Annotated in this window: 21 protein-coding genes and 1 pseudogene; 12 read left to right on the top strand and 10 right to left on the bottom strand. The window is 64.8% G+C overall.

Annotated features, from left to right (window positions below; all coding sequences use genetic code 11):
- A pseudogene (locus DK926_RS00005) lies at positions 1-197 on the top strand (IS30 family transposase); the annotation flags it as partial.
- A gap of 14 nt (positions 198-211) precedes the next feature.
- On the opposite strand, the gene DK926_RS00010 reads toward DK926_RS00005, so the two are convergent.
- Positions 212-562: a hypothetical protein gene (locus DK926_RS00010; RefSeq protein ID WP_243636562.1), complete on the bottom strand. Its 351-nt coding sequence runs from the start codon at positions 560-562 to the stop codon at positions 212-214.
- Positions 555-1685 carry a Rieske 2Fe-2S domain-containing protein gene (locus tag DK926_RS00015; protein WP_114327825.1) on the bottom strand — a complete coding sequence of 377 codons (1131 nt, stop codon included), beginning with the start codon at positions 1683-1685 and terminating at the stop codon, positions 555-557. The genes DK926_RS00010 and DK926_RS00015 overlap by 8 nt, the downstream gene beginning before the upstream one ends.
- Before the next feature lie 148 nt (positions 1686-1833).
- On the opposite strand from DK926_RS00015, the gene hsaA reads away from it, so the two are divergent.
- The 5 genes from hsaA to DK926_RS00040 are packed head-to-tail and all read left to right on the top strand — an operon-like array spanning position 1834 to position 6336.
- Positions 1834-2997, top strand: a complete 1164-nt coding sequence (gene hsaA / locus DK926_RS00020; protein ID WP_114327826.1) for a 3-hydroxy-9,10-secoandrosta-1,3,5(10)-triene-9,17-dione monooxygenase oxygenase subunit — start codon at positions 1834-1836, stop codon at positions 2995-2997.
- The gene (gene hsaD, locus DK926_RS00025) at positions 2994-3872 is read left to right on the top strand and encodes a 4,5:9,10-diseco-3-hydroxy-5,9,17-trioxoandrosta-1(10),2-diene-4-oate hydrolase (RefSeq protein WP_114327827.1); all 879 of its coding nucleotides are present in this window, start codon (positions 2994-2996) and stop codon (positions 3870-3872) included. The genes hsaA and hsaD overlap by 4 nt, the downstream gene beginning before the upstream one ends.
- A 3-nt stretch (positions 3873-3875) precedes the next feature.
- Positions 3876-4778: an iron-dependent extradiol dioxygenase HsaC gene (hsaC, locus tag DK926_RS00030; protein ID WP_068423030.1), complete on the top strand. Its 903-nt coding sequence runs from the start codon at positions 3876-3878 to the stop codon at positions 4776-4778.
- A complete protein-coding gene (hsaB, locus tag DK926_RS00035; protein ID WP_114327828.1) occupies positions 4775-5326 on the top strand; it encodes a 3-hydroxy-9,10-secoandrosta-1,3,5(10)-triene-9,17-dione monooxygenase reductase subunit in 552 nt (183 codons plus the stop codon). The genes hsaC and hsaB overlap by 4 nt, the downstream gene beginning before the upstream one ends.
- A gap of 59 nt (positions 5327-5385) precedes the next feature.
- Entirely contained in the window at positions 5386-6336 is a 951-nt protein-coding gene (locus DK926_RS00040) for an ABC transporter substrate-binding protein (protein WP_243636563.1), read from the top strand.
- Positions 6337-6342: 6 nt separating this feature from the next.
- On the opposite strand, the gene DK926_RS00045 is transcribed toward DK926_RS00040, so the two are convergent.
- A complete protein-coding gene (locus DK926_RS00045; RefSeq protein WP_243636564.1) occupies positions 6343-7890 on the bottom strand; it encodes a FadD3 family acyl-CoA ligase in 1548 nt (515 codons plus the stop codon).
- 108 nt (positions 7891-7998) lie between these two features.
- Here DK926_RS00045 and dinB point away from each other — a divergent pair, with 108 nt between their 5' ends.
- On the top strand, positions 7999-9222 hold the full coding sequence (dinB, locus tag DK926_RS00050) for a DNA polymerase IV (protein WP_114327830.1): 1224 nt from the start codon (positions 7999-8001) through the stop codon (positions 9220-9222).
- Here the strand turns inward: dinB and DK926_RS00055 are convergent.
- Positions 9208-10614 carry a cytochrome P450 gene (locus DK926_RS00055; RefSeq protein ID WP_114327831.1) on the bottom strand — a complete coding sequence of 469 codons (1407 nt, stop codon included), beginning with the start codon at positions 10612-10614 and terminating at the stop codon, positions 9208-9210. The genes dinB and DK926_RS00055 overlap by 15 nt on opposite strands.
- A gap of 88 nt (positions 10615-10702) precedes the next feature.
- On the opposite strand from DK926_RS00055, the gene DK926_RS00060 reads away from it, so the two are divergent.
- Together DK926_RS00060 and DK926_RS00065 are read left to right on the top strand one after the other, a co-directional pair.
- Positions 10703-11275, top strand: a complete 573-nt coding sequence (locus tag DK926_RS00060) for a TetR/AcrR family transcriptional regulator (protein WP_068423020.1) — start codon at positions 10703-10705, stop codon at positions 11273-11275.
- 21 nt (positions 11276-11296) lie between these two features.
- Complete coding sequence (locus DK926_RS00065) at positions 11297-11575, top strand: DUF2277 domain-containing protein (protein ID WP_068423295.1); 279 nt, start codon at positions 11297-11299, stop codon at positions 11573-11575.
- On the opposite strand, the gene DK926_RS00070 is transcribed toward DK926_RS00065, so the two are convergent.
- Both DK926_RS00070 and DK926_RS00075 read right to left on the bottom strand, forming a co-directional pair.
- Complete coding sequence (locus tag DK926_RS00070) at positions 11572-11988, bottom strand: helix-turn-helix domain-containing protein (RefSeq protein WP_114327832.1); 417 nt, start codon at positions 11986-11988, stop codon at positions 11572-11574. The genes DK926_RS00065 and DK926_RS00070 overlap by 4 nt on opposite strands.
- A gap of 117 nt (positions 11989-12105) precedes the next feature.
- The gene (locus DK926_RS00075) at positions 12106-13245 is read right to left on the bottom strand and encodes a steroid 3-ketoacyl-CoA thiolase (RefSeq protein ID WP_114327833.1); all 1140 of its coding nucleotides are present in this window, start codon (positions 13243-13245) and stop codon (positions 12106-12108) included.
- A 141-nt stretch (positions 13246-13386) separates the two neighbouring features.
- On the opposite strand from DK926_RS00075, the gene DK926_RS00080 reads away from it, so the two are divergent.
- The gene (locus tag DK926_RS00080; protein ID WP_243636565.1) at positions 13387-14652 is read left to right on the top strand and encodes a cytochrome P450; all 1266 of its coding nucleotides are present in this window, start codon (positions 13387-13389) and stop codon (positions 14650-14652) included.
- Between the two features lie 37 nt (positions 14653-14689).
- Here DK926_RS00080 and DK926_RS00085 read toward each other — a convergent pair whose 3' ends face one another.
- From DK926_RS00085 to DK926_RS00100, 4 genes are read right to left on the bottom strand one after another with little or no spacing between them, the layout of a single operon-like run.
- On the bottom strand, positions 14690-15550 hold the full coding sequence (locus DK926_RS00085; RefSeq protein ID WP_114327835.1) for a TIGR03619 family F420-dependent LLM class oxidoreductase: 861 nt from the start codon (positions 15548-15550) through the stop codon (positions 14690-14692).
- Positions 15547-16716, bottom strand: a complete 1170-nt coding sequence (locus DK926_RS00090; RefSeq protein WP_114327836.1) for a thiolase domain-containing protein — start codon at positions 16714-16716, stop codon at positions 15547-15549. The genes DK926_RS00085 and DK926_RS00090 overlap by 4 nt, the downstream gene beginning before the upstream one ends.
- The gene (locus DK926_RS00095) at positions 16717-17766 is read right to left on the bottom strand and encodes a thiolase domain-containing protein (protein WP_114327837.1); all 1050 of its coding nucleotides are present in this window, start codon (positions 17764-17766) and stop codon (positions 16717-16719) included.
- A gap of 9 nt (positions 17767-17775) precedes the next feature.
- Positions 17776-18723 carry an OB-fold nucleic acid binding domain-containing protein gene (locus DK926_RS00100; RefSeq protein WP_243636566.1) on the bottom strand — a complete coding sequence of 316 codons (948 nt, stop codon included), beginning with the start codon at positions 18721-18723 and terminating at the stop codon, positions 17776-17778.
- A gap of 70 nt (positions 18724-18793) precedes the next feature.
- On the opposite strand from DK926_RS00100, the gene DK926_RS00105 reads away from it, so the two are divergent.
- Together DK926_RS00105 and DK926_RS00110 are read left to right on the top strand one after the other, a co-directional pair.
- Positions 18794-19822, top strand: coding sequence for an LLM class F420-dependent oxidoreductase (locus DK926_RS00105; protein ID WP_114327839.1), 1029 nt, complete (start codon positions 18794-18796; stop codon positions 19820-19822).
- Positions 19823-19844: 22 nt separating this feature from the next.
- Positions 19845-21386, top strand: a complete 1542-nt coding sequence (locus DK926_RS00110) for an acyl-CoA synthetase (protein ID WP_243636567.1) — start codon at positions 19845-19847, stop codon at positions 21384-21386.
- The last annotated feature ends 9 nt before the right edge of the window (positions 21387-21395 follow it).

The raw sequence follows: 21395 nt of genomic DNA on the forward strand, positions 1-21395 counted from the left end.
CGTGGCAACGTGGCACCAACGAGAACACCAACGGACTGCTTCGTCAGTACTTTCCCAAAGGCACCGATCTGTCCGTTCACTCCCCGGAACGGCTCGCCGAGGTCGAGGACCTACTCAACAACCGTCCTCGTAGGACCCTCGGATGGGATACTCCTCTGAAGGCATACGACAAGACGCTCGTTGCGATGACCGCTTGAGACCGCCTACATTTCTACGCACATGGGATGCGTCCCTCCAGCACTGCGGCGTCGATCGACTCCTGCATCCGCGGGCACGAGTCCTGCGTCGCGGAGTCACCGGCTTCGCGAAACACCGGGCACGTCTCCGACGGCCTGGACGTCCACTGCACCGAGGTCTGCTTGACGCTGTTCTTGCGCACCAGAACACACGTCCCGCACGTCCGACATTCGACCGGTGCGAGCCTCGAATCCAGGTAGTTCTCCTTGTCCCGAATTGTCTGCGCGTGAATTTCCTCGACGCGGCTGGGATCGTCGGCGAAATCAGGCGCTTTCGCCCAGAACATCTTCCCGGGTCGCTCCGCTCCTGCCCGCCGTTCAGGCATCCGCTTTCTCCGCCGCCTGCCGCGCCAGGTTCTCCTCCACTTCGTGCTGCCAGGCCTCGTTGGCCTTGGTGGTGTCGACCTCGAATTCGAAACGCGCGGTCATCTTCTCGGTGATGTCGGCGACGTCGACGTAGAACTGGTCGTACCAACGCCGCAGCTGGTACACCGGCCCGTCCTCCTCGCAGAGCAGTGGGTTGTCGATCTTGGTCTTGTTCTTCCAGATCTCGACGTCCTGCAGAAAACCGACGCTGATTCCTTCGGTGAACTTCTCCGCCAGCTTGGTCGAGGTCGCGTCGTCGATCCCCTCCGGCTTCTTCACGGTGATTCCCCACTGCAGCACGAACGAGTTCTGATCAATCGGGTAGTGGCAGTTGATCAGAACGCTGCTGACCTCGTATCCCCCGTAGATGTTGATCAGCGGATTGATCATGTACGACGGCCCGAAGTACGACGCCTCGGACTTCAGCAGGGTGTCGCCACCGTACTGCGACGCCATGCCGATGTCGGGACGCCCCTTGGTGTTCAGATACTGCGACGCGACGTGGCCCTCGAAGACGTTCTTGAAGTACGTCGGAAATGCGTAGTGGATGTAGAAGAAGTGAGCCATGTCCACGACGTTGTCGATGATCTCGCGGCAGTTCGCGCCCTCGATGACCATCGAGTTCCACGTCCAGTCGGTCCAGTCGTCGCTGTACGCGCCGTCGATACGCGGAATGGTCACGTCGTCGGGCGGCGGATTGCCCTCGGCGTCGTTCCAGACGAACAGTTGGCCGTTGCGCTCGAGCGTCGTCCAGGTCCTGGTCTTCGCGAGGGGCGGAACGCGTCGGGCATAGGGGATCTCGGTGCACTTGCCGCTCGCTCCCCAGCGCCAATCGTGAAACGGGCAGGCGATGGCGTCGCCCTTGACCGTGCCCTGGGTGAGGTCGCCGCCCATGTGGCGGCAGTAGCCGTCGAGCACCACGATCTTCCCCGACGAGTCCGCGAACACCACGAGCTTGGTCCCGAAGGCATGAATCGCGTGTGGTGTGCCGTCGGCGAAGGTCTTCGTCAGACCGAGGCAGTGCCAGCCGCGGGCATACCGGGTCGGGGTCTCGCCGACGTCGATCTCACGGATTCGGGCCATGTGCGTGCCTTCTTTCTGCTCGTCCCAGTCAGTAGAACACGTTATAGAATAGGGCAACAACTCGCTAGTTAGAGCGGTGGAACCAGTCCTCGACAGTCGGCAGTAACGTGTTCTAGTCTGACTGCGGAATCCACGGAAGGCGGCTCAGGTGACTCACGAGGTTTTCGACAGGCTCGACGCGCTACTGCCCACACTGCGCGAGCGTGCGCAGGACACCGAGGATCTACGACGGCTCCCCGACGACACGGTCAAGTCGCTCCAGGAACTGGGATTCTTCCGGTTGCTGCAGCCGTCGCAGTGGGGTGGATACGAGGAGGATCCGGTTCTCTTCTATTCGGCGGTGAAGAAGATCGCGAGTGCGTGCGGCTCGACCGGCTGGGTCAGCTCGATCATCGGTGTGCACAACTGGCACCTCGCGCTGTTCCCCCAGCAGGCGCAGGAGGACGTCTGGGGTCAGGACACCGACGTCCGAATCTCGTCGTCGTACGCGCCGATGGGTGCGGGAACCGTCGCCCGAGGCGGATACCGGTTGTCGGGGGCATGGCAGTGGTCGTCCGGATGTGACCATGCGACGTGGGCAATGCTCGGCGGACCCGTCATCAAGGACGGCCGCCCGGTCGACTTCGTGACGTTCCTCGTCCCGCGCGAGGACTACCGCATCGACGACGTCTGGAACGTCGTCGGCCTTCGCGGTACCGGCAGCAACACCGTCGTCGTCGAGGACAAGTTCGTGCCGTCCCATCGCGTGCTGAGCTTCAAGAAGATGAACGAGGGTACTGCCGAGGGGCTCGAACGAAACACCGCGCCGGTCTACCGAATGCCCTGGGGCACCATTCATCCCACGACCATCTCGGCGCCGATCGTCGGCATGGCCGAGGGCGCGTACGCGGCGCACGTCGAGCATCAGGGCAAGCGGGTGCGCAAAGCGTTCGTCGGCGAGACCGGCAAGGACGACCCGTTCGCGAAAGTCCGCATCGCCGAGGCGAGTAGTGACATCGACGCCGCCTGGCGGCAGCTCTCGGGCAATGTGGCCGACGAGTACGCGCTACTGAAAGCAGGGAAGGAAGTTCCCATCGAACTGCGACTGCGTGCTCGACGCGATCAGGTCCGTGCGACGGGCAGGTCCGTCGCGTCGATCGACCTGCTCTTCGAAAGCGCCGGCGCGACGGCATTGCAGAACTCCGCTCCGCTGCAACGTTTCTGGCGCGACGCCCATGCCGGACGCGTCCACGCGGCGAACGACCCGGAGCGGGCGTATCAGATGTTCGGTGGGGGAGAGTTCGGACTTCCTTTGAAGGACACGATGGTATGACCGCGATCGTGCAGGAGATCACGTACGAGTCGACGTCGAAGTTCGCCCGGGTGCGGGACGATCTGACGTTGCACTACCACGAGGCAGGCGCCCAGAACGACACGACGATCGTGCTGCTGCACGGCGGCGGACCGGGCGCGTCCGGGTGGTCGAACTTCGCGACGAACATTCCCGTTCTCGCACAACGGTTTCACGTGTTGTGCGTCGATCAGCCGGGGTTCGGCGAGTCCGACAAGCCGACCGAGCATCCGCAGTACTTCGTACACAGCAGCTCCGCGCTGAAGGATCTGCTCGACCATCTGGGAATCGACCGCGTGCATCTGCTCGGCAACTCTCTCGGGGGCGGCACCGCAGTACGATTCGCCCTCGACTTTCCCAGTCGCGCAGGCAGATTGGTGCTCATGGGTCCGGGAGGGTTGAGCATCAACCTGTTCGCGCCCGATCCGACCGAAGGGGTCAAGAATCTCGGGAACTTCGCCGCGCCACCGGGCCCGTCCAAGGAGAAGCTCGCGGCGTTCCTGAAGGTCATGGTGTACGACCAGTCGCTGATCACCGACGAGCTGCTCGATCGGCGCTACGCACAGGCGTCCACCCCGGAGTCGATCGCGGCGATGAAAGCAATGGGAAAGTCCTTCGCCGGAGCCGATTACGAGAAGGGAATGCTGTGGCGTGAGGCGTACAAGCTGCGTGGGCGCGTGCTGTTGATCTGGGGGCGCGAGGACAGGGTCAATCCGATCGACGGTGCGTTGGTCGCACTCAAGACCATTCCGCGTGCTCAACTCCACGTGTTCGGCCGATGTGGTCACTGGGCGCAGGTCGAGGTGGCCGACGAATTCAACCGGCTGACAACGGCGTTCCTGACGGAAGGAAGCTGAGTCATGGGAATTCGATCTCTCGCGTACATGCGCGTCGAAGCCACCGACATGGCTGCCTGGCGTGAATACGGGCTGAAGGTGCTGGGGATGGTCGAGGGAAAGGGTGCGACACCCGGCGCCCTGTACCTACGGATGGACGACTTTCCGGCGCGACTGGTGATCGTACCCGGCGAGAAGGACCGGCTACTCGTGTCCGGGTGGGAGACTGCGAACGCCGCAGAGCTGCAGGAGATCCGAGATGCGCTCGACAATGCAGGAGTCCCGTACAAGGAAGGGACTGCCGAGCAACTGCAGGACCGACGCGTCGACGAGCTGATCGTGTTCGAGGACCCGTCGGGCAACACGCTCGAGGCGTTTCACGGTGCGGCGCTCGAACACCGGCGAGTCGTCAGTCCGTACGGACATCGCTTCGTCACCGGAGAGCAGGGGCTCGGCCACGTCGTGCTGTCGACCGACGACGACGAGGCGTCACTGCGCTTCTACCGCGACGTGCTGGGCTTCAAGCTGCGTGACTCGATGCGCCTTCCGCCGCAGATGATGGGTCGACCCGCCGACGGACCGCCTGCGTGGCTGCGCTTCTTCGGGTGCAACCCGCGTCACCACAGCCTGGCGTTCCTGCCGATGCCCACGCCGAGCGGCATCGTGCATCTGATGATCGAGGTGGAGAACTCCGACGACGTCGGCCTCGCGCTCGACCGCGCGTTGCGGCGTAAGGTACCGATGTCGGCGACGCTCGGTCGGCACGTCAACGATCTGATGTTGTCGTTCTACATGAAGACGCCAGGCGGGTTCGACGTCGAATTCGGCTGCGAGGGAAGACAAGTCGAGGACGACAAATGGGTGGCGCGTGAAAGTACGGCCGTCAGCCTGTGGGGACACGACTTCACGGTGGGGTCGAGACCATGACGATCGATCCTCGTGTCTTCAGAACCGTCCTCGGCCAGTTCTGCACGGGGATCACGATCGTGACCACCACCGTCGACGACACGCCCGCCGGGTTCGCGTGCCAGTCGTTCGCCGCATTGTCGCTCGACCCTCCGCTCGTCCTGTTCTGCCCGGCGAAAGGGTCGAGGTCCTGGGCGGCGATCGAGCGCACGGGCACGTTCGCCGTCAACGTACTCGGTGAAGAACAGCAGAAGACGTGCGCCCGGTTCGGATCACGGGAGGCGGACAAGTTCGCCGGAATCGACTGGCGCAGATCCGAGTTGGGTTCGCCGATTCTCGCGGGCTCGCTCGCGCACATCGACTGCACGGTCGACACCGTCCACGACGGAGGCGATCACGTGATCGTCGTCGGACGCGTGCACTCGCTCGGCGAGATCACCGGTGAGCGGCCTCTGCTGTTCTATCGGGGTCAGTACACCGGAATCGAACCGGACAAGACTGTCCCGGCTCCGTGGCGCGACGACCTGGAGGCATTCCTGACCTCGACGTCCGCGGATACGTGGTTGTAGTGCGCCTTCGGGTGGTGTAGCCGCCATAGCTTTGCCTAAGCTATCTTTATCGGGTGCTCATGAAGACCTCCCTGCGCGCCAGCGCTGCCATCGCCGTTCTCGCCCTTGCCGCGGCGGGATGCTCATCCGACGCCGAAGCCGAGTCGGCCAACTCCGAAGCATGGTCGTACACGACCGGGTTCGGAAACACCGTCACGACCGACGGCCGGCCGGACAGCATCATCGTCGACGCGTACAGTGCAGCCGCGCTGTGGGACTACGGCGTCCGGCCCGCAGGGGTCTTCGGATTCGGTATCACCGACGGGTCCGGCCTCGGAAACGCACAGGCCGACGAGATGACGCTCATCGGGACCGACTCGGTCTTCGACACCGAAGCGGCTGCCACCCTCGATCCCGACGTGATCATCGGGTACTCGAAGGCTGCCGCGCCCGAGTCCTGGACGTGGTGGGAAGCGTCGCAGGCCGAGCAGATCACCGCGGTCGCACCGTTCGTCGGTGTGAACACCAGCGTGTCCGTCGACGAGACGCTGAACCAGTACCGGTCCATCGCGCAGTCGTTGGGCGCCGACGTCGACTCCGACGAGATCGCCTCGGACCGCGAGGCTTTCGAAGCCGCCAAGCAGCGGGTACGGGACGCGGCCGCGTCGAAACCCGGTTTGACCGTGATGCCGCTGAACGTTTCGGCCTCCGGTGTGTACATCGGAACGCAGAACCTCGTAGTCCTGAAGCTGCTGAACGAGCTCGGAGTGTCGTTGGCCGGCCCTGGCGGCGAGACGCCGTGGGCAACGGTCAGCTGGGAGAACGTGCCGCAGTACGCGGCGGACATCATGCTCGAGTATCCGGCGGGCAAGGAAGTTCTCGCGCAGTCGGCCATCTACGGTTCGCTGCCCGCCGTTGCTGCCGGGCAGGTCCTGGACTGGGATGACAAGCGCCCCAATACCTACGCCGAATACGCCGACTGGCTCGGTCAGCTCGCCGACGCCATCGACAGCGCCCAGAAGGTCACGTAGTGCGCGTCAGCGTAGCTCGGTCTTGAGAACTTTGCCGCTTGCGTTGCGCGGCAGGGAATCTCGAAACGTGACGACGCGCGGCGTCTTGAAGTTCGCCATCTTCTCGCGGCAGTACGCGATGACGTCGTCGGCGGTGAGCGTCGCCCCCTGCGTCCGGACGACGAACGCGTGGCCGACCTCGCCGAGACGGTCGTCGGGAATTCCGACGACCGCGGACTCCGCGACACCCGGCAGCCGGGCGAGCGACTGTTCGACCTCGGCCGGATAGACGTTGAAGCCGCCGGCGATGTACATGTCCTTCAAGCGGTCGGTGATCGTGAGATACCCACGATCGTCGAGGGTTCCGATGTCGCCGGTGTGCAGCCACCCGTCCTCGTCGATCGCCTGTGCCGTCGCGGAGGCGTCGTCGAGATATCCGAGCATGACGTTGGGGCCGCGCAGCAGGATCTCTCCGGACGGCGCGATCGCGACGTCCATGTCCGCGACGCGACGGCCGGATGTTCTCGCGACGGTCTCCGCGTCGTCGCCCGGGCGGCACATCGTGGCGACGACGGCCTCGGTGAGTCCGTACGCGGTCAGAACGACGTCCAGTTTCAGGTCGTTCTGCATGCGTTCGACGAGCGCGACCGGTACGACGGCGGCACCGGTGACGGCGACTCGCAGCGTCGACAGATCGTGCTGCGCGCGAGACGGGTGGTCGAGGATCGTCGAGAAGATGGTGGGTGCGCCGGGCAGGACGGTGATGCGCTCACGTTCCACGGTGTGCATCGCGGCCTCGGCGTCGTACACCGACTGCGGCACGACGCATGCTCCGGTCAGCAGCGCGGCGATGATTCCTGCTTTGTACCCGAAGCTGTGGAAGAACGGATTGACGACCAGGTAACGGTCGTCGGAGTCGAGCGTCGCGCACTCGGCCCACGCGCGCGCGACGCCGACGAGCTGCCGATGCGCGCTGAGGACGCCTTTGCTTCTGCCCGTGGTGCCCGAGGTGAACAGGATGTCGGACACGGTGTCGGGTGTGACGCCGTCGGCCCGCTGTTCGACGGCTTCCTCGGTGGCGGCCGCGCCGAGGAACGGCAGGTCGCCCCACGGAATGGCCGTGTCGTTCTGTGGCACCTCGCCGCCGAGCCGAACGACGGTCAGCAGCGACACGGGAAGTCCGACGGCTTTCAGTTCGGCGAACCGGTCGACACCGAGGAATTCACCGGCCACGAACAGTGCGACGGCTCGGCTGCGGGTCAGGATGTCGTGGGCTTCCGCGGCCTTGTAGCGGGTGTTGATCGGTACGAGGACAGCTCCCGCGTAGTGCACCGCGAGCGCCGACGCGACCCAATGGTGGGTGTTGGGCGCCCAGATGGCGACGCGGTCGCCTGCGCCGACGTTGCGTGCGACGAGTGCGCGCGCGACGATCGCGACCTGTCGATGCAGGTCGCCGAAGCTCCACCGAACGCCGTCGCCCGCGACCGCGTCGAGATCGGCGAACTTCTCGGCAGCGCGACGTAGTGCGGCCGGGCTCGTGGTCGGTTCGGTGTCGTCCCTGATGTCTGTCTCCACTGAATCCCCCCGGTGCTTGCGACAAGCAAGTGCTTGGTGAATGTTACCGGCGTGGGACGGGTCGAAGGGCGCGATCGCGGCGAACTTGTCGGTGGCCTGTGCGAACATATGTTCGTGTCCGACGTCGACGAACCGCAGCAGGCCAGCATCATGCATGCCGACCTCGATTCGTTCTACGCGTCCGTCGAGCAGCGTGATGACCCTCGGTTGCGCGGAAAGCCCGTGCTCGTCGGTGGTGGAGTCGTGCTCGCGGCCAGCTACGAGGCCAAGGCCTTCGGGGTGCGGACGCCGATGAGCGGGGGACAGGCTCGTGCCCTCTGCCCGCATGCCATCGTCGTTCCCCCTCGGATGGACGCGTATCTCGAGGCCAGCCGGGCGGTCTTCGACATCTTCCGCAACACCACGCCGCTGGTCGAGGGCATTTCGGTCGACGAGGCATTCCTCGAGGTCGGCGGCCTGGGCAAGATCGCGGGCACTCCGGTCCAGATCGCCGAACGCCTGCGTAGGGACGTGCGCGAGCAGGTCGGCCTCCCCATCACCGTCGGTATCGCGTGCACCAAGTTCCTGGCCAAGGTGGCCAGCGCGGTCGGTAAGCCGGACGGCCTGCTGCTCGTCGAGCCCGGTCGGGAGCTCGAGTTCCTGCATCCGCTGAAGATCGAGCGGCTGTGGGGCGTCGGCAAGGTCACCGCCGAGAAACTGCACGCGTTCGACATCAGGACGGTCGGCGACATGGCCGCGCACAGTGAGGCGTCGATCGTGTCGATTCTGGGCAAGGGCGCGGGCCGTCACCTGTACGCGCTCGCCAACAATCGTGATGCGCGGCAGGTGACGACGTATCGCGGGCGCAGTTCCATCGGCGCGCAGCACGCCTTGGGGCGCGGCCCGACGTCACCGCAGGACGTGGAGGCGGCGCTGATCGCGTTGATCGACCGGGTCACCGGGCGCATGAGGGCGGCCGACCGCACCGGGCGCACGGTCGTGCTACGCCTCCGGTTCGCCGATTTCACGCGTGTCACCCGGTCGCACACGCTCCGGCGCGCCACCGCCGACACCCGCGACATCGAGGAAGCCGCATTGGCGCTGCTGCGTGACGCGCGGTCACTCATCGCCGACCGCGGCATCACTCTCGTCGGCGTCACCGTCTCCAACATCGAACGCAGCGGCGCCGAGCAACTCGAGCTTCAGTTCGACGCACCGCAGGACGGGCCGAGCGCGTCGGCACTCGATGTCGCGCTCGACGGTGTGCACGACAAATTCGGGAAGACGGCGCTGACGAGAGGAGTGCTGCTGGGGCGAAACACCGGGATGTCCGTTCCGCTACTTCCGGATTGAGATGCCCAGTTCGAAGTTCTTCGGCATGAGGGTCAGTCGTTCCTCGATAACGAGGCGGTAGTTCGGATCGGCATGAATATCGAAGTTCCGCAGGATGGTTCCGAGCACGAGCACTGCTTCGTGGATCGCGAATTGCCTTCCGATACATGCTCGTTCACCGGTGCCGAACGGTTTGTAGACGTGGCCGGGCCGCGAACGCACACGATCGGACCGGAAGCGATCGGGGTCGAACGTGTCGGGATTCGGTCCCCACACCGGATCGCGATGCAGTCCGGGTATCAGAACGAGAACCCAGTCGCCCTTCTTCATCGGGTAGGTTCCGCCGACGACGGTGTCCTGACGCGCTTCTCGCGCGAACGCGGGAGCCGTCGGCCACAGGCGCAATGTCTCGTCGAGTATCCGCCGGACGAGGCGCAGCTTCGGTACCTGTGCGAACGAGGGGGCGTCGCTACCTGACGTGCTGCGGCCCCAGACCTCGTCGACCTCGGCGCGGGCGGCCGCGAAGATCTCGGGGTGGCGGGACAGGTAGTAGAGCGCGAAAGACAATGCACCGGAGGTGGTTTCGTGGCCGGCGATCAGGAACGTGAGAATCTGCTGGCGGATGTTCACTTCGCTCAGCGCATTGGGGTTGTCCGCGTCGCGGGCGGCGTCGAGCATGATGTCGAGCAAATCGTGCTGCCCGCGTGAACCGCTGCCGTCCCGCCGCGTCCTGATGATGTCGTCGAGCAGGTCGGCCATGTACTGCTTGTCGGCCTCGTTCTGCCGGTCGCGTCGTCGGAACCACAGATCGCTGACGATCGGCAGTTTCAGTATTTCGCGGCGCTGATTGTGGGTGAGGGTACGCACCATCGCGTCGACGAACGGGTGCCGCTCGTCGCGCGTGAACGAGTCGAACGTGTAGCTGAATCCGGTACGGCCGATGGTGTCGAGCGTCAGCTTCGTCATGTCGGACGACACGTCGACGGTGCTGTGCTCGCGCCAGCGCTGCGTCAGATCGGACGCGACGTCGACCATGATGTCGTGGTAACTCCGCATCGCACTCTGCGCGAAGGCCGGACGCAGCAAGTCGTGTGCTTTCCGCCAGTTGGGCTCGTGTGAGTACGCCGTGAACAGCGCGTCGCCGCCGATGGAACGCAGGCCCTCGACTGCCGGTGCGACGTGTTTGACGAACTGACCCTCGTCGCACAGGTCCTCTACGAGGTCGGCGCCGGTCACGATGACGAACCGTTGGCCGAGGACGACGCGTTCGAAGATCGGTCCGAGCGAACGTGAGAGGGCGATCGAATCCTGGACGGGTGTGGACGCGTGCACACCGAGAACGTCGCCGAGGACCGGCACTCGCTTCGGAGGATGGGGCAGCGACGGTGCACGAACAGCGACGTCGGTGGTCATGGGCAGTACCTTTCGCTCCTATTGAACTCGGATACAACAACGAACGTACTCGTTGTCGAACCGGTGTCAAGTAGCATCGGTACTCGTCATGACCACCTCTCGTAAGCGGCTGTCCCCGACGGAACGACGTACTCAGCTCCTCGACATCGGATCCCGGCTTTTCGCCGATCGGCCGTACGACGACGTGTGGATCGAGGAGGTCGCTGATCTGGCCGGCGTCTCGCGGGGCTTGATGTATCACTACTTCCCGTCGAAGCGTGACTTCTTCGCCGAGATCATCCGCGTCGAATCCGTGCGCATTCTCGAGATCACGGCGCCGGACACGTCGCTCCCGGTCGTCGAACAGGTCGCTGCCGGTCTCGATGCCTACATTCGCTACGCCTCCGAGCACGAACACGGCGTCCGGGCGATCAACCGCGGATCCATATTGGGCGACACCGAGATTCAGGCCATCGTGACGGCCGAATTCGACACGCAACAGCAGCGAATACTCGCCGCGCTGCCGCCGGAGCTGCAGACCGAGCTGATGAAGTCCGCGTTGCGCGGATGGGTGTCGTTCGTTCGCGCTGTATGCCTCGACTGGCTGGACCGCAGGGCAATCACGGAAGAGGACGTGAAGACGCTGTGCATGCGTGCTCTCGAAGGGCTGCTGGCGAGCTAAAGCAGGGCTATCGTGGCGGGCATGTGCCGAAACATCACCACGCTGCGTGGGCTCGAACCGCATGCGACCGACGAGGAGATCGAGGCCGCGGCAAGGCAGTACGTCCGCAAGATCAGCGGCGTCCAGAAGACATCCGATGCGACGCGTGACGCGTTCGAACAGGCGGTCGCCGAGGTCACCGCGACGACGCACCGGCTGCTCGACGCACTGCCCGACCGTCGTCAGCCGCCACCCACCCTGCCGCCGCTGCGTCGACCCGAAGTGCAGGCGCGCATCGCCGCGAAAGCCGCGAGCAGCTAGGTACTGTCCGGAGGTACCTCGGGCAGACCCTCGCTGACGCGAAGCTTCTCCGCCAGCGCGCTGAGCAGATTCTGCGAGTCCTCGGACAGGTCGAACGCGCGCGCCGACAGCCTGCGCAACCCGTACCCCTCGATCTGTGTGATGAGCTCGAGGTCGCGATCGACCTTCGTCGCGTAGATGTCGTTGAAGAAGTAGTCGGACTTGACCTTGAAAAAGCGGGCGAGCGCGGCCACGGTGTCGTCGGACGGATTGGTCCGTTGCCCGGAGCGTAGCTGCGAGATGTACGGCTTGGAGATCTGGTGGCCACCTTCGGCCAATGCGTCGGCGACCTCGGCGTTGGTATGTGGTTTGCGGCCCGGCGGGTGCACCGTGTTGAACAGCGTATTCAGTCTGGCCGCGAAGTCTGCGGACATCGGATATCTTCTTTCGACCGGCCGCACGCGTAGTGCATGCGACACCTCGATGATAACCGGTGGATAACCGCTGTGCAGTGCTGAAACATGCTCGTGGAACGTACTTTTCGGTCGCTTTCACACTCGTTCGATGATCGTCCCCGTCGACAGCGCGCCACCCGCGCACATGGTGATCAGTGCCGTCGACGCGTCACGACGCTCGAGTTCGTGCAACGCGGTGGTCAGCAGTCGTGCACCGGTGCTTCCGACGGGGTGGCCCAACGCCAGCGCCCCGCCGTTGACGTTCACCTTGTCCATGTCCGGGCGATGAACCGACGCCCAGGACAGCGGAACCGATGCGAACGCCTCGTTCACCTCGAACAGATCCAGATCGCCGATCTTCATGCCACTCTGTTCCAGAACCCGTGTCGTGGCCTGGACCGGACCGTCCAGGTGAAACTCGGTCTCCGCCCCGACCAGGCATTGCGCGACGATCCGCGCGCGCGGGGTGAGACCCAGTTCGACGGCGCGAGCCGAGTCCATCAAGATCACCGCCGCGGCCCCGTCGGAAATCTGCGACGACGTCCCGGCCGTGTGAAGGCCGTCCTGCATCACCGGTGTCAACCTCGCCAGCGATTCCGTCGTCGTGTCGCGCAGGCCTTGGTCGCGGGTGACGACCTCGTCGCCGACGGCAACCGGCAGGACCTCACGATCGAACCGCCCCTCGTCCCAGGCGCGTCTCGCGAACGCTTGAGATCGCACACCGAGAGCCTCGAGATCGGCGCGACCGAGGCTGCGGCGTCGGGCGATCCGTTCGGCGGCCTCGAACTGATTGGGCAGGTCGATGTTCCACGACTCGGGTCGACGCGGCCCCGCGTTCTCGCCGACGTTGGCGCCCAACGGAACTCGGCTCATCGACTCGACTCCACATGCCATGCCGCTGTCGATCGCGCCTGCTGCGATCAGGCCTGCGACGAGGTGGGTGGCCTGCTGCGCGGAACCGCATTGCGCGTCGACGGTCATGCATCCGGTCTGCCACGGAAGTCCCGCGTGGAGCCAGGCGGTGCGGGTGACGTTGTTCGACTGCTCGCCCGCCTGGGTGACGCACCCGCCGATGACCTGTTCGACGGTGTCGCTGTGCGCGGGGTCGAGTCCGAGCCGGTCGAGTGCGCCGCGTTGCGCGAGCCCGAGCAGTTCGGCGGCGTGCAGGCTCGACAACCAGCCTCCTCTCTTGCCGATCGGTGTGCGGACGGCCTCGACGACGACGGGATCACCCACGGTGAACTCCTTTCCCTCCTGCCTCTCGAAACTAGAACACGTTCTCTCCGACGTGCAAGTGCCGTAGACCATTATTCTTCCGTGCCAAACGCCTCTGTGTTTGAATAAACCTAGAACGTGTTGCAGATGTCAGGAGAGCCAGTGACAGTACGACCGGACCTCACGCGTCCCGATCTGCCGGAGAACTTCGACCCCACCGATCCCGGCATCTACGAAAGCCACATCCCGGTGAAGGAATTCGCCGAATTGCGGAGGACAGCGCCGATCTGGTGGTGTCCGCAGTCTCCGGAGATCGGCGGATTTCATGACGACGGCTACTGGGTCGTCACCAAGCATGCGGACGTCAAGGAGATCTCGAAGCGCAGTGATGTCTTCTCGAGCCGGGAGAACACGGCGCTGCCGCGCTTCAACGACGACATCACGCGCGAGCAGATCGAGCTGCAGCGCTTCGTCATGCTGAATCAGGATGCGCCCCAACACACCAAGACCCGCAAGCTCGTGTCGAAGGGGTTCACGCCGAAGGCCGTCAACGGTCTCCGGGCCGAGCTCGAACGGCGCGCCGACGTCATCGTCAAGAAGGCTGCACAGAATCCGACAGGTGACTTCGTCACCGAGGTCGCGTCGGAGCTTCCTCTGCAGGCCATCGCCGATCTCATCGGTATCCCACAGGAGGACCGCAAGAAGATCTTCGACTGGTCCAACGAGATGACGTCGTACGACGATCCGGAATTCGACATAGACCCGGTGGAGGCGTCGACGCAGATCCTCGGCTACGCGTACCAGATGGCCGACGAGCGGCGCCGGTGTCCGAAAGACGACATCATCACCACTCTGATCAACGCCGACATCGACGGTGACCACATGAAGCCCGAGGAATTCGGCTTCTTCGTCATCATCCTGGCGGTGGCGGGGAACGAGACCACCCGCAATGCGATCACGCACGGGATGGCGGCGTTCATGGACAACCCCGATCAGTGGGAACTGTTCAAGAAGGAACGTCCGGACACGACGGCCGACGAGGTCGTCCGTTACGCGAGCCCGATCACGGCGTTCCAGCGCACCGCCCTCGAGGACTTCGATCTGAACGGCACGACGATAAAGGCAGGCCAACGCGTTGCGATGTTCTACGGCTCGGCGAACTTCGACGAAGACGTGTTCGAGGATCCTCACCGATTCGACATCACGCGAAACCCCAATCCGCACGTCGGGTTCGGCGGCCACGGTGCGCACTACTGCATCGGAGCGAATCTTGCGCGCATGGAGATCGGACTGATGTTCAACGCGATCGCCGACAACATCCCGGACATCACCAAGCTGGCCGATCCCCGGCGGCTCAGGTCCGGATGGCTCAACGGGGTCAAGGAGTTTCGGGTCGACTACACGGGTGGATGTCCGGTCAGGCGCTGACGTGAGTGGCAATGTACAGCCCGCTGTACATTGCCACTCACATGAAGTTCTGTGCAAACTTCCGCATCGACTCCTGCTTCGCCTCGAGCGGCCCGTCGAACCCGATGCCGTCGAAAACCCAGGGCACGGTGATGATGTCGGTGACCCCGGCTTCTTCCAGCTCGGCGTATCCGTCCTTCCCGAAGCGATCGATGCACACGGTCTGGATCTCGAACGGCTCGTCGGCTTTTCCGTATTCGGCGCGCAACTCGCGCAGCCGTGCGATGACGTCCACCAGGTCGTCGAACGTGATCATCGCGGACGTCCAGCCGTCGCCGACTCGCGCCGCCCGCCGCAACGCGACGTCGGTGTGGCCGCCGACGTAGAAGGGCACGGGCTTCGCCGGCGCGGGACTCATCTGCAGTTTGTCGAAATCGTAGAACTCGCCGTGATGCTCGACCATCCCGCCGCCGAGAATAAGCTTGATGACGTCGATCATCTCGTCGACTCGTTTGCCGCGTTTCGCGTACGGTACCCCGCACCACTCGAATTCCTCGGGTGCCCAGCCGATTCCGACGCCGAATCCGAACCGATCACCGGTCATCGCGGCCACCGAGCCGACCTGGCGAGCCAACAGTACGGGGTTGCGCGAGCCGAGCTTCAGCACCTGCGTGTAGAACTCGATGCGCGTCGTCACCGCACCCATCGCGGCTGCTGCGATGAGTGGGTCGACCCACGGGGTGTCGGCGGTCCACATGCGTGACCCGTCCGGGGTGTACGGATAGTCCGCCGACTGAGTTTCCATGTAGAACAACGAATCCGGTAGCGCGATCGACGTGAACCCGCACTCCTCCGCCGTTCGCGCCAGTGTCGTCAACTCGTTCAACGGTGTCATGGCGATTCCGACGGTGTACTTCACGGCCCATCACTCCCTACGACCCACATCGAAAAGTATTGTGAACCACCGCCGTACGCGTGGCCGAGTGCTGTGCGGGCGCCGTCGACCTGATGATCGCCTGCCCGGTGCATCACCTGCATCGCGGCCTCGGCGAACCGAATCAGGCCCGACGCACCGATCGGATTCGACGACAGCACACCACCGGAGCAATTGACCGGCAAGGTTCCGCCGAGTGCCGTGTCTCCCGCTTCGGTGAGCTTCCAGCCTTCGCCCTCCGGCATGAACCCGAGGTTCTCGAGCCACATCGGCTCGAACCACGAGAACGGCACATAGATCTCGGCGACGTCGATCTCGGTCAGCGGGTCGGTGATACCCGCAGCCTTCCACAGTGCAGCGGCGGCATCCTTGCCTGCCTGCGGACTGACCTGGTCACGGCCCGAGAACGTCGTCGGCTCGGTGCGCATCGCCGTCGCGTGAATCCACGCGACCCGCTTCCCGTCGGCGACGCGAGCACGTGCCGATTCCTCGTCGCCGATGACGATGGCGCACGCCCCGTCCGACGACGGGCAGGTCTCGTCGTAGCGAATCGGATCCCAGAGCATCTGCGACGCCTGTACCGACTCGAGCGTGATGTTCGGTTGCCGCAGATGCGCGTACGGATTCTTCGCGCCGTTCAATCGGTCCTTCACCGCGACCATTGCGCCGATGTGGTCCGGCGCATGCGAGCGCCTGATGTACGACCGCACGTGCGGCGCGAAGTACCCACCCGCGCCCGCACCGACCGGCATGTTGAAGGGAATCGGAATCGACAACGCCCACATGGCATTGCTCTCCGACTGCTTCTCCCACGCCACGGCCAGGACGCGTCGGTGCACACCCGACTGCACGAGCGACGACGCCACCACCCCGGTCGAGCCGCCGACGGATCCGGCGGTGTGCACGCGGAGCAGCGGCTTTCCGGTGGCGCCGATGGCGTCGGCCATGAACAACTCGGGCATCATGACGCCCTCGAACAGATCGGGCGCCTTCCCGACGACGACGGCATCGATGTCGTCCCAGGTCACCTCGGCGTCGGTCATCGCGCGGTCGATCGCTTCGCGCAGCAGTCCGGACATGGACACGTCGTGTCTCTTGGCTACGTAGTGCGTCTGGCCGGTCCCGAGGACGGCCGCGGGGTGCTTGCTCATCTATCTCCCCTCCATCACGGCGACCAGATTCTGTTGCAGCAGAGGACCACTCGTTGCATGCGCGAGGACGCGGTCGTCGTGCCCGTCGAAGATGCGTGTCGCGGCGTGTCCGATGCGTTCGAGCCCGGCCGAGAACATCGCGTTCCCGACGAGGGTTCCACCGGACGGATTCACGGCGGTTCGGTCCGAGAGCCATTCGCTGAGAATGATTTCCTGATGTGTGAAGGGCGCGTGGAGTTCGGCGGACACGATGCTCGCCAGATCGCCTCCCGACGCCTTCAGCGCCGCGTTGTGTGCCGACGGGGCCGTCGTCAGATCTCGGGCACCGATCTCGGGGGAGTCGACGAGATGCTCGATTCCCGTTATCCAAGCCGGGTTCTCGCGCAGCGAGCACGCACGGTCGCCCGCCGCAAGAACGATCGCCGACGCGCCGTCGGTCACCGGCGCGCAGTCGTGCGCGCGGAGGGGGTCCGCGATGTAGTCCGAGGCAAGCAGCGTTTCCACATCCAGCGGCGCAGTCAGCTGCGCCAGCGGATGCGCGTTCGCTCGATTGCGCACCGCGACTTCGGCCATCGCGCGTTCGTCCCACTTGCCGGCGTCGATACCCATTCGGGCTTGAATTCCGGCCAACGACAGCGCATCCGGCCAGAGCGGGCCCACCAGGTAGGGGTCGAGTTGCATCGCGAGAATCTTCGGCAGTGTTCCTGCCGACGACTTGCCGAAGCCGTACACCAGTGCCGTTTCGACCTCGCCCGTCATCAACTTGACCCACGCCTCGTAGAACGCCCATGCCGCATCCATCTCGACGTGTGACTCGTTGATCGGCGGGACCGCGCCGATGGCGTCGATCGCCGAGATGAACGAGAAGGCGCGTCCGGCGAGGTAGTCGGACGAGCCGGAACACCAGAAACCGATGTCGGACTTGTCGATTCCCAGTTCGTCGTACAGCTGCCGGAAGCACGGCACCAGCATCTCGACGCCGTTGGTGGTACCCGCCGTTTCGGCGACGTTCGGCGCCTGCGCGAACCCCACCACTGCGATATCGGTCATGGCCGCCCCTTACAGGTGGTGTCGGTAGCTGTCGTAGTCCGCGTCCGGCTCGCCCGTCGGGCGAAAGTATTCGATGTTCTCGAGGGTGTAGTCCCAGTCCTGCTGCGGCTTCCACTTCGCTTCGACGCGCATCCCCATCCGGACATCGGCCGGATCGCACTCGAGAATCAGATGCAGAAACGCGATGTCGGCGCCGTCGAGCAGCACGTAGGCCGCGATGTACGGGGGCTTGATCCGCTGGCCGAGGAACGGCACGTTGACGATGCAGAAGGTCGTCACGATGCCACGATCGGGCAGTTCCACCTGCTCCGTCGTCGGCCGCCCGTCGGTGGGATCGGCCCCGCGAGGAGGTACGTACACCTTGCCGGCAGAGTCCGTCCGTCCGCCGAGAATGCGTCCCTCTTTCAGTCCACGGAGGTAGTAACTCTCCTCGGCCGACGCGGAATGCGTGTACTCCAGGCGGACTGGGGTGGTGATCATCTCGACGGGATCACCGGCGGCTTGTGAGTCCTCGGCAGGCTCCACTCCCGGCTCGAAGCAGACAACGTCGTGAATATCGCCGACTCGCTCCTCGGCCCACCGCGCACGTACGCGCATGCCGGTCGACATACGGTCCGGGCTTCCCGCGTCGACGGCGTGCAGCAGCGCCGTGTCGGCGCCGTCGAGTCGAACGAGCGCGAACGCGAAGGGCCGGTCGAGAGGTTGCCCGTCGTAGGGCGTCGGCACCCAGGACCACGACACGACGGTGCCCGTCGATGCGACGTCCACGAAATCGCTGACGGGTTCCATTGTCGCCGAGTCGAATTCGGGGGGTGGTACGTGAACGCGGCCGTCGCTCGTGCGTCCGCCACGAATCTGTTTGCGACGCAACCCCGTCAGGAACGCTCCGATGGTCGGCCCGACCGAGCGTGTGTAATCGAAAGCATTGTTCAGCGGCGCGCTGAGTGGTGCATTCACCGAAGTCACATTTTCCAGTAGAACAGGTTCTTATTATGGAGGCAAGACCGGTCGACGGAGGGCACTGGAAATGAAGCTCGGATTGCAGCTCGGCTACTGGGGTGCACAGCCCCCGACGGGAACGGCGGACCTCGTCGACGCGGCGGAGGAGGCGGGTTTCGACGCCGTCTTCGCCGCCGAATCGTGGGGGTCCGACGCATTCACGCCGCTGGCCTGGTGGGGTTCGCGTACGTCGCGCGTCGCGCTCGGCACGTCGGTGGCGCAGCTGTCGGCACGCACGCCGACCAGCTGCGCGATGCACGCGCTGACCCTCGACCACCTCAGCGGTGGAAGGGCCGTCCTCGGCCTCGGTGTGTCCGGACCGCAGGTCGTCGAGGGGTGGTACGGCCAGCCGTTTCCGAAACCGTTGGCACGCACGCGCGAGTACGTCGATATCGTGCGGCAGGTCCTGGCTCGAGAGCGGCCCGTCACCAGTGAAGGACCGCACTACCCGCTGCCGGCCGACGGCACCGGCCTGGGCAAACCGCTGAAATCCATCACGCACCCGCTCCGCGCCGACCTGCCGATCTGGCTCGGTGCCGAGGGCCCGAAGAACGTGGCGTTGGCCGCCGAGATCGCCGACGGTTGGCTGGCGATCTACTACTCGCCGAGGCTCGCGCCGATGTACGACGAGTGGCTCGACGACGGATTCGCGCGTCCCGGGGCGCGTCGGACACGGGAGAATTTCGAGGTCGCCGCGACCTGTCAGGTGGTGCTCACCGACGATCGGCCCGCGGCGATCGCGCAGCTCAAGCCGACCGTGGCGCTGTACGTCGGCGGGATGGGTGCACCGGAACTGAACTTCCACGCGCAGGTGTACCGGCGCATGGGCTACGACGAGGAGGTCGCCGAGATCGGCAGGCTGTTCCAGTCCGGACGCAAGGACGAGGCGGCCGCCGTCGTGCCGGACGAGATGGTTGCCGAAACGATGATCATCGGCAACGCCGACCACGTGCGCGGCGAGGTGAAGCGCTGGGAGGACGCCGGCGTGACGATGCTGCTCGTGACTGCGCCCACCGCGTCGCGGGTGCGGGAGCTCGGGGCCTTGCTGAAGCGGTAGAACACGTTCTAGATTATGTGGCATGGCGGTCGAAGAGAAGGCTGGAATGCGCACGGGTGGGTTGTGGAACATCGCCGCCGAGGAACCGGAACGCATCGCGCTCGTCGATCCCGAGGGGCGACCGCACACCTACGGCGATGTGGTGTCCGACGCGAACCGCTACGGTCGCGGCTTGCAGGACATGGGGCTCCGGCCGGGTGACAGCGTCGTGATGATGCTCCACAACAGCGCAGATCTCGTCGCGTTCTACTTCGCCGCGTTCCAGACCGGTCTCTACATCGTGGCCGTCAACTGGCACCTGACCGGCTCCGAAGTGGCGTACATATTGCAGGACAGTGACGCGAAAGCCTTTGTGGCGTCGGCACGTTTCGCCGATGCGGCGCGCCGGGCCGCCGACGAATCCGGTGTGCCTGCGCGATTCTCGGTCGGCGACATCGACGGGTTCACGCCGTTGCGCGATCTCGGTGCTTCCGACGCGCGGCCCGACATCCGCACTGCGGGTGGGCCGATGCTGTACACGTCGGGAACGACGGGGAAACCGAAAGGTGTGCGACGCCCGCTCACCGGTGCCGATCCGGATCAGGTGCCGCTCGCGTCGAGTGGGTTCTTCGCGATCTTCGGGATACGACCGTTCGACGACCACGTGCACATCTGCGGCTCGCCGCTCTATCACACGGCCGTGCTGAACTTCGTCGCGATCTCGATTCAACTGGGCCACTCGGTGATTCTGATGGACCGATGGGATCCCGAGGAGATGCTCGCGCTCATCGAACGGCATCGCGTGACGCACGGCCATATGGTCCCGACGCAGTTCCACCGGTTGCTTGCCCTGCCCGACGCGACCCGCGAGAAGTACGACGTGTCGTCGCTGCGCGTCATGATCCACGGTGCCGCGCCGTGTCCGCTGGAGGTGAAACGAAAGATGCTGCAGTGGTGGGGTCCTGTCGTCACCGAGTACTACGCTGCGACCGAAGGTGGGGGAACGGTCATCTCGGGTGACGAGTGGCTGCGCAAGCCCGGATCGGTCGGACTGCCGTGGCCCAATTCGGTCGTCAAGGTGCTGGGCGACGACGGGAACGAGCTCGCCGCAGGCGAACCCGGCCAGGTGTACATGCGTATGGGCGGTTCGAGTTTCGAATATCACCACGACAAGAAGAAGACCGAGGCGTCACGCGTCGGAGATCTGTTCACGCTCGGCGACATCGGTTATCTCGACGAGGACGGCTATCTGTTTCTGTGCGACCGCAAGTCCGACATGATCATCTCCGGCGGGGTCAACATCTATCCCGCCGAGATCGAAGGCGAACTGATCACGCACCCCAGTGTGGCCGATGTCGCGGTGTTCGGTGTGCCGCACGAAGATTGGGGTGAAGAGGTCAAGGCGGTCGTACAACCGGAAGTAGGCGTCGAACCGGACGATCGCCTGACCGCGGACATTCTCGACTTCGCTCGCGAGCGGCTGGCGAAGTACAAGCTCCCGAAGTCGATCGACTACACCGACGAATTGCCGCGCGACCCGAACGGGAAGCTCTACAAGCGCAGACTCCGCGACCCGTATTGGTAGGCGCCTGCG

The sequence above is a fragment of the Rhodococcus sp. Eu-32 genome (genome assembly GCF_003336925.1).
Taxonomy (GTDB): Bacteria; Actinomycetota; Actinomycetes; order Mycobacteriales; family Mycobacteriaceae; genus Rhodococcoides; species Rhodococcoides kyotonensis_B.